We start from the raw sequence: 11,585 nt of genomic DNA, 5'->3' as shown, positions 1-11,585 counted from the left end.
CCGTGGCGTCCACTTCGATCAGCTTGCCCATGTAGAAAAAGGCCGTGCGGTCCGAGACGCGGGCGGCCTGCTGCATGCTGTGGGTGACGATGATGATCGTGAAGGTGCGTTTGAGCTCGTGGATGAGTTCCTCGATCTTTTGCGTCGCGATGGGGTCGAGCGCCGAGGCGGGCTCGTCCATGAGCAGCACCTCGGGTTCGATGGCCAGGGCCCGGGCGATGCACAGGCGCTGCTGCTGGCCGCCGGACAGGCCCAGGGCCGAGTCGTGGATGCGGTCCTTGACCTCGTCGAAAAGCGCCGCGCCCTTGAGGCTCTTTTCCACCTGCTGCGAGATGTAGGTGTTGTCGCGCACGCCGCCGACGCGAAGCCCGTAGGCCACGTTTTCGAAAATGGTCTTGGGAAAGGGGTTGGGCTTCTGGACGACCATGCCCACCCGGCGGCGCAGTTCGACCACGTCCAGGCTCGCGGCGTAGACGTTTTCGCCGTCGAGCGTCAGTTCGCCCTCGACGCGGGTGCCCGGAATGAGGTCGTTCATGCGGTTGAGGCACCGCAGGAACGTGGACTTGCCGCCCCCCGAGGGGCCGATGAGCGCCGTGACCTGCTGCTCGTTGACGGTCAGGTTGATGTCCTGCAGGGCCTTGAAGCGGCCGTAATAGAAATTGAGGTTCTTGGCGGCCATCTTGATGGTGTCTGGCATGGGCGGTTCCTTTTCGTTCACAGCCGGTCGGGCGGGGAGTTCGTCGGGCGCATTGTGACGGCCGGGTGTGGAAGTTTCATGACGATTGGGTCGATGGTCCGAGACATTGGCCCCCAGGCGAGGCCTCGACCTCGGGCGCGGGCCGGCGGGCGGCGGGCAGGGTGAAGTACACGGCCGCCCCGGTCATCTCGCCCCGGCCCCGGTCGGCCCAGACGCGGCCGCCATGGCGCTCCACGATGTGCTTGACGATGGCCAGGCCGAGCCCCGTGCTGCCCGGGGTCTTGGAGCGATGGCGCTCCACCCGGTAGAAGCGCTCGAACACGCGCTGGCGCTCCTCGGGGGGGATGCCCGGGCCCTGGTCCAGGACGCCGAAGGTCACGGCCCCGCCGCTCGGGTCGCGGGCGGCGTTCATGACGACGCGCGAGCCTTCCGGGGCGAAGCGGGCGGCGTTTTCGATCAGGTTGCGCCAGACCTGCGTGAGCTGGCCGGCGTCGCAGCGCACGGCCAGGTCGGCGTCCGCCGGCAGCTGGTTGTCGAGGGCGAGCCGGCGCGCCTGGGCCAGGGTCTCGCATTCGCGCACGGCGTCGGCCAGGGCGGCGACGGGGTCGGCCCTGGGCTCGGGCCGCCCGTCGGCCCCGCCCTCGGCCGCGCCGGGCTGCTCCTCGAGCCGGGCCAGCGTGAGGATGTCGTCCACCATCTTGGACATGTGATTGGCGTTTTTGAGGATGACGTCCAGGAACCGGCGCTTTTCCGGGGCCAGCTCCGGCGCGGCCGAAAGGAGCGTCTCGGCGTAGCCCTTGATGGAGGTCAGCGGCGTGCGCATCTCATGGGTGACGTTGGCCGCGAAATCGCGCCGCACCCGGGAAAGCCGGCGCGTTTCGGAAACATCGTGAAAGACCAGCACCGCGCCGTGGTCGCGCCGGGCGTCGGCCGGATCGCGCCCCAGGCGCACCAGGGAGACCTCGTAGAACCGCCCGGGCCCGAGCTCCATCTCCAGGCTGGCCCCGGCCGGGGCGTCGTCGGCCCGGTCGCCGAGCAGGCGGTCGCAGGCCATCTGCAGCTCCGGGCTCGGAGCCACCTCGATGGGCCGCCGTCCGGCCAGTTCGCCGCTGACCGGGACGATGCGCCGCAGGGCCGGGTTGGCCACGCGGATCCTGCCGGCCGCGTCCAGGACCATGACGCCCTCGCGCATGCCGTCGAGGATGGCTTCCAGCTGGGTCTTCTGGTCGGTGATGGTGGCGATGTGGGATTCGATGCGCCGGGCCATGTGGTTGACGGCTTCGGCCAGGTCGCTGAATTCGCCCCCGGGAGTCAGATGGAGCCGGCGGCGGTAGTCGCCGTCGCCGATGGCCCGGGCCACGGCGATGACCTCGGCCAGGGACCGGGACAGGCTTGCGCCGATGAGCCAGAAGGCCCCTCCGGCCAGGGCCAGGGCTCCGGCGTGGGCGAAGAGCCGTTCGGTGCGGGTGGCCGAGGGCATAAGTTCGGGCACGGCGAGGCTGGCGGCGGTCACGGCCAGGCACACGGCCGCGGCCCGCAGGCCCAGGGTGGCGACGGCGCGCAAGGACCTACTCCTTGAACCGGTAGCCCACGCCCCGGACGGTTTCGATCATGCGGGCGCAGGCGCCGAGCTTCTGGCGCAGGCGGCGGATGTGGGTGTCCACGGTGCGGGCGTAGCCCTCGAACTCGTAGCCCCAGACGGAATTGAGCAGCCGGTCGCGGGTGAGCACCCGGCCCGTGCTCTGGAACAGCTCGGCCAGGAGCCGGAACTCCGTGGCGGTCAGGGCCACCTCCTCGCCGTCGAGGGTCACCCGGTGCGCGCCGAGGTCCACGGACAGGCCGTCGCGGCTGAGCACCTGCCGTTTCTCCTGTTCCGGGGCGTGGCGCTTGAGCACGGCCCGCAGGCGCAGGATGAGCTCCCGGGGGGAGAAGGGCTTGACCACGTAGTCGTCGGCCCCGAGCTCCAGGCCCACGATGCGGTCCACCTCCTCGCCCCGGGCGGTGAGCATGATGATGGGCGCGGCGGCGGTCTTGGCATCGCGCTTGAGCTCCTTGCAGACCTCGAAGCCGTCGAGGCCGGGGAGCATGAGGTCGAGGATGATGCCGGCCGGCGGCGAGCGGCGGGCCTTGGCCAGGGCGTCATAGCCGTCTTTTGCCGTTTCGGTGGCGAAGCCGGCGCTTTGCAGGTTGAAGGCGAGCAATTCGACGATGTCGTCGTCATCTTCCACTATCAGGATGGAATCCTTGGACATGCGACCACCTCGGGTGTTTCGACGCTCGAAAGAACATGGCGGCTTGACACAGGGATGAATGCCTCGTGACGATTGTGTGACACTGTTCGCGCCTTCCAGCAATAGCGCGCCGCAAGCCCGGCGGCCCGTTTGACGGAGCGTGTTAAAGGGCCTAGGGATGTGGCAAGGCCTTGAAAGCCGTGAAGGAAGGGGTGCGGAGCATGGCGGGCAGGTTACGCGCGTTGCTGTGGGTCGTGGTCGCGGCGTCGCTTGTGGCGGCCAGGCCGGCCCCGGCCGGGGACGCGCCGCCCATCCGCCTGGGCATGTCCGCCGGCTTCACCGGGTCCACGCGGGAGATGGCCGTGGAACTCTACCGCGGAGCCCTGGCCATGTTCGCCCGACAAAACCGCCAGGGCGGTCTGGCCGGCCGACCCATCGAACTGCTCGCCGCCGACGACGGCTACGAGCCCGATCCGGCCATCGAAAACTCCGTGCGTTTCCTCGACGAGGGCGTGCTGGCCCTTTTTTCGTCCCTGGGCACGCCGACCGTGAGCCGCGTGCTGCCCGTGCTGCGGGGCCGGGCCGCCAGGGAGGCGCGCCTCTTTTTTCCGGTCACCGGGCTCGAGGCCCTGCGCACGCCGCCCTATGTCCGCTACGTCTACAATCTGCGCGCCTCCTACCGCCAGGAGATCGAGGCCCTCGTCGACGCCTTCTCCCGCCGGGGAGCCGCGCGCGTGGCCATCTGCCACCAGGCCGACGCCTTCGGCCGCAGCGGCTGGGACGGGGCCGGCCTGGCCCTGGCCCGCCGGGGGCGCGCCCTGTGCGGCGAGGCCACTTTCCCCAGGCTGGCCGGTGCCGGTTACGACATGACGCCGCAGGTGCGCGTCCTGGCCGCCAGCCGGCCCGAGGCCGTCCTGCTCATCGGCGCGGCCCCGGCCTGCGCCGCGTTCATCCGCGACCTGCGCCGCCAGGGGATGGCCGTGCCCGTGGGCGTGGTCTCCTTCGCCGGCGGCGAGATCCTGCTGCGGGAGCTGGCCGCCCTGGGCGAACCCCTGGGCCTGGCCCTGGACGACGGGCTGATCCTGTCCCAGGTGACGCCGCCCTGGCGCGACGACGCCTTGCCGGCGGCCGTCGACTATCGGCGCGACCTGGCCGCCTTGGGCCAGGCCCCGGCCCCGCCCGGCGGCTGGCCGGCGCGGCTTCCCGAAGGGAGCGCCGTGGGCTTCGAGGGCTACCTCAACGCCCGGCTCATGATCGCGGTGCTGCGGGCCATGCCCGACCCGGACGACCGGCGGGGCCTCGACGCGGCGGCGCGCGCCGCCTCTCCGGCGGACATCGGCCTCGGCGCGTCCGTATTCCTGGACGGCCCGGCCCATCAGGCCCTGCGCGCGGTGTATCTCTTCACGGCGGCCAGGGGCGCGCTTGCTCCCCTGGAGACCGTGTCCGCCGCGGACGGAGACTGACGGTCGTGTCCCGGCTCTTTCGCAAGACGCTCCTGGCCGTGGTCCTGGTTTTCGGCGTGGCGGCCAACGCCACGGCCCTGCTTTCCGCCTGGCTGCTGCACCGTCACCTGACCGACGAGTACGTCACCACCGGCCGGGCCATCGCCATGGCCATCGCCGCCGGGAGCCCCGACGCCCTGGCCGCCGGCGACGCCGCCGCGGTCCAGGCCATGATCGACGAATTCCTGCACATCGACGGCGTGGGTTACGTCTTCGTGACGGACAGGCAGGAGAGGGTGGTCGCCCACACCTTCGTGCCGGCCATGCCCGCCGCCCTGGCCGGCGGACCGGCCCCGCGCGGCGTGGCCCAGCTCGCCCTGCCGAATCTTGGCGAGTTCATCCAGGTGACGGCCCCGATCCTGGCCGGAGAGGGCGGGTCGGTGTCCGTGGGCATGGACAAGGCCGGCATCTGGCGCATCATGCGCGGCGCGGTCATGGGCCAGGAGGCGCTCATGCTCGCCATGCTGCTCGTGGCCGTGGTCGTCTTCTACGCCCTGATCGGCGGCATCGTCCGTCCCCTGGCGGAACTGGCCGGGTACGCCGTGAAGATCCGCGACCACGACTTCTCCGCCACGCCGCCGCGAACGGGCGACGACGAGGTGGGCCTGCTGGCCCGGGCCATGCAGTCCATGGCCTCCCAGCTGTCCCAGCTCGTCTCGGACCTGACCCGGGACGTGGCCGACGCCACCAGGGGGCTGCAAAGCTCCCTGGCCCACACCCGGGCCATCATCGACAACCTGGCCGACGGGCTGCTGGTGCTCGACGCCGACGGTCTGGTCACGCTGCACAACCCGGCTCTGCTCGCCATGTTCGGTCGCCTGGGCGGGGAGCCGGACGGACGGCCCGCCGCGGAGTCCTTTCCCCGGGAACTGGCCGACTTGGCCGAGGCGGCCCGGAAGGAGGGCCGTCTGGCCGTGGCCGAGGTCGGTCTGGCCGAGGGCGGCACGGGCAAGGCCGTGGCCACGGCCGTGCGCCTGGCCGGCGAGGCGCGCGAGGTGGTCATCATCCTCGTGCGCGACGTCACCGTGGAAAAGGAGGTGGACCGGATGAAGACCGAGTTCATCTCCACGGTGTCCCACGAGCTGCGCACGCCCCTGACCTCGGTGCTGGGGTTCGCCAAGATCATCCGGCGCAAGTTCGGCGACGCCGTGGCCCCGGCCCTGGCCGAGGCCAAGCCCGCAACCTGGCGCGCCGCCCAGCAGATACGCGAGAACCTGGACATCATCGTGGCCGAGGGCCAGCGGTTGACCGAGCTCGTGGACGACGTCCTGGACATCGCCAAGATGGAGTCCGGCCGCTGCGAATGGGACATGGCCCCCCTGTCCCTGGCCGACGCGGCCGGGCACGCGGTCAGGGCCGTCCAGGGCCTGGCCCGGGACAAGGGGCTAACGCTTGCCTGCGAGCTGCCGCCTTCGCTTCCCCGTATCGTCGGCGACCGGGACCGGCTGGTCCAGGTCTTCGTCAACCTCGTGGGCAACGCCGTGAAGTTCACGGCCTCGGGCGGGGTCCGCATCGAAGCCCGGGTCGAGGGCCCGGAGATAGTGGTGGCCGTGCGCGACACGGGCTGCGGCATCGCCCCGGACGACCTGGAGCGGATTTTCGAGAAATTCAAGCAGGCCGGGGACACCCTGACCGAAAAGCCCAAGGGCACGGGCCTGGGGCTGCCCATCTGCCGCCAGATCGTGGAGCGCCACGGCGGGCGCATCTGGGCCGAGAACGCACCGGGCCGGGGGAGCGTCTTTTATTTCACCCTGCCGATCCCGGGCGTCCTCCAGGAGGGAGCGGCCTGTCCGTTGCCGGCCTGGACGCCGCCGGCCGTGCCCGCGGCGTCGCGCGACGGCAGGGGACGCGTGCTCGTGGTCGACGACGATGCGGCCGTGCGGCGGTTCCTGGAAACGCTGCTCACCGACGCCGGCTACGTGGCGGCCACGGCGGCGAGCGGCGTCGAAGCCCTGTCCCTGGCCGCGTCCTGGCGGCCCGACTGCGTCACCATGGACCTGCGCATGCCGGGCATGGACGGCCGCGAAGCCATCCGGCGGCTGCGGGCCGACCCGGCCACGCGGCGCATCCCGGTGCTCGTGGTGTCCGTGGCCTCCAGACGGGAAGGCGTCGCCTCCGGGGCCGACGCCGCCGTGGTCAAGCCCGTCACCCAGGAAGCGTTCCTCGACACCGTGCGCGGGCTCCTCGAGGGCCGCCAGGCCGTGCCGTCCCGGCCGTGCCTGCTCTACGCCCGAAACGGGGAAGGCGTGCCCGTCAAGCGGTTCTACATGTGCCCCGGAGAGAGCCTGATCCTCTACGACGAGGCGGAACTGTGGCGCGTCGTGGAGCAGGGCTTCGAGGGCACCGTTTTCATACCGGCCTCCCTGGGCCACGATCTCGACCTCGAACGCCTGTGCGCCGCGCCGGGCGTGCATGTCGTCCTCTTCCCGGACGAGCCGGCCGGCAGGGAGTCCTGAAGCGCGGCGAAACGCGGCGGGGGCGGCCCTCGCCCGGACGCGCCGCGGCGAAGGGCCGCCCCCGGGCGGAAGATCGAGTCGTCGGACGGACAGGCTCCTGTGCCTTCCCCGGTTTGCCTACGAGAATTCCTTGAGCAGGGCGGCGATCTCCTCGCGGATGACGGCGGCCGCCGCCTTGGGCACGCCCTTTTCCAGGGCTTCGGCCATTTCCCGGCGCAGGGCGTCCACGGCTTCCCGCTGCGCCCGCTCCGTTTCGCCGCGAAGGGTTGCCGCCTCCTCCTCGCGCTCCCCGGTCAGCTCCCGGCGCAGCGCGGCCAGGGCGTCGTCGAGGTCCTGCCGGTCGGGCTTGGCGCCGAGCCGGGCCATGGTCTCGGCGTCGGGCAGGTCGGCCGTCAAGGCGACGCGAATCTTCGCGGCCAGGGCGTCGGGATCGAGGCGGTCCGTCTCCAGGGCCTCGATGCGCCCCGAAAGCACCTCGCCCAGGGCTTGCGCCTCTTCGCGGGCGGCCTTCTGGGCCTCTTCGCGGGCGGCCTGGCGCGCTTCCCCGGCCAGGGCGGCCAGGCGTTCGTCCAGGCCGGTGGCGATGTCGCCGGCCAGGGCCTCGCGCAGTTCCCGGCGCAGTTCGGCCAGGCGTTCGTCGAGGTTGCCGGCGATGTCCCGGGCCAGGGACTCGCGCAGGGTTTCCAGGCCTTCGCTCACGCTCGTGCGGGTGGCGAACTCCCCCGGCTCGGGCAGTTCGCGGCGCAGTTCGGCCAGCCGGGTCTCCATGGCGCTGGCGAAATCCTTAAACGACGCCTCGCGCTCCCTGGACTCGGCCTCCAGGCGCTGGAGGGACTGGCCGAGTTCCTCCAGGGGGCCGGACAGGTCCGCCGGCTCGGCCGGCGTCGGCAGCCCGGCGACCAGCGCGTCGAAGCGCTTGTCCAGAGTGGTGGCCAGTTCGGCCAGGAGCTTGGTGCGGTCCTTGACGGCCCGGGTGTCCATCTCGGCCATGATCCCGGCGTGCAGCCCGGCCGTGTCCGGCGGCTGGGGCAGCCCGGCCGCGAAGGCCTCCAGGCGCTCGGCCAGGGCTTCCTCGAGCCGCAGCGACAGGGCGTCGGCCAGGGCCTCGTTGTCCGTGGTCGCGACGGATTCGAGCCGGTCGCGCAGGTCGTCGGCGGCCGTCTCCAGGGCGTCCAGGCGCTGGGCCAGCTCGTCCAGGCGGCCGGAGTCCGGGGCAGCGACGGGTTCGGGCTCGGGCGGGGGCCCCTTGGCGGCGTCGATGAGGTTGTCCAGCGCGCCGAGGTCGATGGAGCCCACCCGGGCGGGCGCGGCCGCACCCATCGCTGCCCCGGCCACGGCCCCCAGGGCCGCCGCGCCGGCGACGGCCTGGGCGACGGAGGGTTCGGGCGCTTCTTCCCCGGCCGGGGCGGGCGCTTGGGCCGGAGCCTCCGGGGAGGACAGGTTGGAAAGTTCGGACACGTCGATGTCGTCGAGGCCGGCCGCGTCGGGCAGTTCGCCGAGCAGGTCGGCCATGGCCGCGTCGTCCTGTCCGATGGCCGCGTCGGCCGGTTTGGCCAGGCCGTCGAGGTCCATGGCGGCGAGGTCCATGGCCTCGTCGCCGGGGGCGGCCGGGGCGGGCTTGTCGGCCTCGGCGAAAAGATCGTCCACGGCGACGTCCGCCGCGTCCGGGGCCACGGCGGCGGCCGGGGCGGGCGCGGCCGCGTCGTCCAGGCCCAGCCCGGCGAAATCGAGGTCGTCGTCGGCCTCGTCGACTTCTCCCTTGGGCTTGGGGGCTTCCACGTCAATGCCGAGGCCGGAGAGGTCAAACGCGTCGGCGTCGGCGTCCTCGGCAGGGGTTGCGGCGATCATTTCGATTTCGTCGTCGATGCCGAAGCCCGAGAGGTCCAGGGCGTCCTCGTCCGCGTCCCTGGCCGCCGGGGCGTCGGGCTTGGCCCCGACCTCGCCAGGGCCGAAGCCGGAAAGGTCCAGGGCGTCGTCTTGCCCGGGCGCGGAGGCGGCGTCGGGTTTGGCCGGTTCTCCCTCGTCGAAGGCGAGCCCGGTCAGGTCGATGACGTCGTCGTCCTCGTCGGAAGCGGGCGCGGCGTCGGGCTTGGCGGCGGCTTTGGGCAGGCCGGGATCGGCGTCGCCGAAAAGGTCTTCGAGCTCCTGTTCGAAGCTCATGTCCACGGGGCCGTCGTCGGCCGCAGCCTTGGCCCCGGCGGGTCCGTCTTCCACGAGGTCGGTCAGGTCGATGATGTCGTCGTCAGCGTCGGGAAGGGATTTGTCGGTCGCCATGGGATACCTCGGCCGCGCGTGGCGTCGGGAAAAGGGGAGGGCGAGGCCGGAGGATAGGCGACCGGCCTCGCGAGGGGTGGTTTAAGCGCCCTTTTTGGGATGGCACTCAGGGCACTTGGTCGGGCCCTTGGCTTCCTTCTTGTGACAGCCTATGCAGCTCTTTTCGCTCTTCATGTCGTGGTAGGCCTTGTAGAACGACTTGTCGCTGGTCTTGTCCTTGGGATCGGTGCTGTCATGGCAGCCGGCCGAAGCGCACTTCTGGTTGGCATCGCCCTTGTGATGGCAGACCTTGCAGTCGATCTTGGCATGTCCCTTGTGGGAGAACGCCACTTCGGCCTGGGTCGCCGTCATGCCGGCCGGCGCCTTGATGGTCAGGTCCGCCGGGGCTTCCACGGCCTGCAGCATGGGCAGGCCCACGAAGCCCACCAACGCCGCGCACGCAAGAACCGTAAACAACGCCTTTCTCATCCCTCACACCTCCTTCAAAATAATTTAACCCATAGGGTCTGTACGGCCTGGCCGAAGGGCCTGTCAAGGAGGGCCGGCTGAAAAAACGGAAGGATTGCAGCCTTAAACCGTCTGAAATCACTGGCCGAGGGCGTATTTTTCCGCGTAGCCGCGCGGGGTGAGCATGCGCCCGGCGGCCAGGCGCGTGGCGCTGTTGCCGACCACGACCAGGGTGAGCATGTCGGCGAAGTCCGGATCGGCCTGGGACAAAGGCGTGACGCGGATCTCCTGGCCGGGGCGGAAGGCGTTTTTGACCATGCCGACCGGGACGGCCGGGTCGCGGTATTGCCGGGCCTCTTCCAGGGCCTCGGCAAGATGGCCGTGCCTTCGCCGGGAACGGGGATTGTACAGGGCCAGGACGAAATCGGCCGCCAGCGCCGCCCGCACCCGGCGGCGGACGGCCTCCATGGGCGTGAGCAGGTCCGACAGGCTCACCACGGCGAAATCGTGGGTGAGCGGCGCGCCGAGCAGGGCGGCGGCGGCGCACACGGCCGGGATGCCCGGGACCACGACGAATGCCAACCGCTCGGCCAGGCCGGTTTCCTCGAGCATCTCCAGGGCCAGGCCGGCCATGCCGTAGACGCCGGCGTCGCCGCTGGAGACGAGCGCCACGCGCCGGCCCGCGGCGGCGGCCTCCAGGGCCGCCCGGCAGCGGGCCACCTCGCCGGTCATGCCCGTGGCCGTCACGGTCTTGCCGGCCAGGACCTCCGGCGCGATGAGTTCGACGTAGGCCGTGTAGCCGACGACCGTGTCCGCCTGGCAAAGGGCGTCCAGGGCCATGGGCGCGAGCAGCGAGGCGTCGCCCGGGCCCAGGCCCACCACGGTCAGACGGCCAGGCATATGGCCGCCGTGGAGAATCCGGTCCTGGTCTTGGCCACGAGGAGCCTGCCGCCCCCCGAGGCCAGCATCGCCGCCGCTTCGCATACGCTGCCCACCCCCATGTGTCGCTTGACCGTGTCCGACGGGTTGGGCGCGGGCACGGCGGCGAGTTGTTCGGCCGTAAAAAATTCCAGGCGCGCCCCCAGGCGCGCGGCCGCTTCCAGGAGCCCGGGTTCGCGGCGCTTGGCTTCGATGCTGGCCACCACGCCGATGCTCTCCGGCGCAAGCCCGCGCTGCCGGCAGACGTGGGCCACGAGTCCCAGGATGTCCGAGGCGGGCGTGCCCTTGCGGCAGCCCACGCCGGCCGCCAGAACCCTGGGGCGCAGATACAGCCGGTCCGGGGCCTCGGGGCCGACGCGCCAGTCCACGACCACGAGCGGCGTGTCGCCGTCCGGGGTCTGGGGCGCGGCCACCCATTCGAAAAAGCCGGCCGCCGCCGGATCGCTCACGGCGAAAAGTCCCAGCGGGTCGAACACGGCCGCGCGCCTGCCGGCGGCCAGGGCGGCGTTGACCCGGCGCACGGCCGCCGGGTTGCCCACGGCAAGGCCCATCTCCCGGGCCAGCACCTCCACGGCCGGCGCGCCGGCCGCGTCCGTGGCCGTGGTGACCACGGCTACGGCCCCGACCACGGCGGCCAACTCCCGGGTCAGGTCGTTGGCCCCGCCCAGATGGCCGGACAGGAGGCTTACGGCGAAACGGCCGGCGTCGTCCAGGCAGACCACGGCCGGATCGCGAGCCTTGTCGCCGAGGCACGGGCCGATGGCCCGCACGGCGATGCCGCAGGCGCACACGAACACGTGGGCCGGGCGGTCGCGGAAGGTCGCGGCAACGAGCGCCGGCAGGGAATCGAAGGGCTCGGCCGCATGGGCGGCGGCCAGCCGGGACGGGGCGCAAAGCCGCGCGCCCAGGTGGTCGGCCAGGCGGCGGCCCAGGGCCAGGCCCTTTTCGGTGACGGCGTACACGGCCGGTGGATGCTGCGGCATGGGAAGGCGACCATAGGCTTTTTCGGGCCGGGACTAAAGGGGCCGGCCCGATGCGC

At 71.8% G+C, this 11,585-nt stretch carries 9 protein-coding genes; 2 read left to right on the top strand and 7 right to left on the bottom strand.

Annotated features, from left to right (window positions below):
- The 3 genes from pstB to Q1K70_RS09360 form a co-directional block, all read right to left on the bottom strand.
- Positions 1 to 697: phosphate ABC transporter ATP-binding protein PstB (gene pstB, locus Q1K70_RS09370; protein WP_300158213.1), on the bottom strand; the 697-nt coding region annotated here is incomplete at its 3' end.
- Between the two features lie 76 nt (positions 698 to 773).
- Entirely contained in the window at positions 774 to 2,261 is a 1,488-nt protein-coding gene (locus Q1K70_RS09365) for a HAMP domain-containing sensor histidine kinase (RefSeq protein WP_300158210.1), read from the bottom strand.
- Between the two features lie 4 nt (positions 2,262 to 2,265).
- On the bottom strand, positions 2,266 to 2,949 hold the full coding sequence (locus tag Q1K70_RS09360) for a winged helix-turn-helix domain-containing protein (RefSeq protein WP_300158205.1): 684 nt from the start codon (positions 2,947 to 2,949) through the stop codon (positions 2,266 to 2,268).
- A 200-nt stretch (positions 2,950 to 3,149) separates the two neighbouring features.
- Between Q1K70_RS09360 and Q1K70_RS09355 the strand changes: the two genes are divergently transcribed.
- Together Q1K70_RS09355 and Q1K70_RS09350 are read left to right on the top strand one after the other, a co-directional pair.
- Positions 3,150 to 4,391, top strand: coding sequence for an ABC transporter substrate-binding protein (locus tag Q1K70_RS09355; protein ID WP_300158202.1), 1,242 nt, complete (start codon positions 3,150 to 3,152; stop codon positions 4,389 to 4,391).
- Between the two features lie 5 nt (positions 4,392 to 4,396).
- A complete protein-coding gene (locus tag Q1K70_RS09350; RefSeq protein ID WP_300158199.1) occupies positions 4,397 to 6,886 on the top strand; it encodes an ATP-binding protein in 2,490 nt (829 codons plus the stop codon).
- A 117-nt stretch (positions 6,887 to 7,003) separates the two neighbouring features.
- On the opposite strand, the gene Q1K70_RS09345 is transcribed toward Q1K70_RS09350, so the two are convergent.
- From Q1K70_RS09345 to Q1K70_RS09330, 4 genes are all read right to left on the bottom strand, one after another.
- Positions 7,004 to 9,160 (bottom strand): hypothetical protein, encoded by a 2,157-nt coding sequence (locus tag Q1K70_RS09345; protein ID WP_300158196.1) that lies wholly within the window; start codon positions 9,158 to 9,160, stop codon positions 7,004 to 7,006.
- Between the two features lie 81 nt (positions 9,161 to 9,241).
- Positions 9,242 to 9,628: a cytochrome c3 family protein gene (locus tag Q1K70_RS09340; protein ID WP_300158193.1), complete on the bottom strand. Its 387-nt coding sequence runs from the start codon at positions 9,626 to 9,628 to the stop codon at positions 9,242 to 9,244.
- Positions 9,629 to 9,745: 117 nt separating this feature from the next.
- A complete protein-coding gene (gene cobJ / locus Q1K70_RS09335) occupies positions 9,746 to 10,507 on the bottom strand; it encodes a precorrin-3B C(17)-methyltransferase (RefSeq protein ID WP_300158190.1) in 762 nt (253 codons plus the stop codon).
- Positions 10,492 to 11,529: a cobalamin biosynthesis protein gene (locus Q1K70_RS09330; RefSeq protein WP_300158187.1), complete on the bottom strand. Its 1,038-nt coding sequence runs from the start codon at positions 11,527 to 11,529 to the stop codon at positions 10,492 to 10,494. Before Q1K70_RS09330 ends, cobJ begins: the two co-directional genes overlap by 16 nt.
- Positions 11,530 to 11,585: the final 56 nt, after the last annotated feature.

It is taken from the genome of Solidesulfovibrio sp. (genome assembly GCF_029978005.1).
Lineage (GTDB): Bacteria > Desulfobacterota > Desulfovibrionia > Desulfovibrionales > Desulfovibrionaceae > Solidesulfovibrio.
This window is presented reverse-complemented; position numbering and strand designations above follow the sequence as displayed.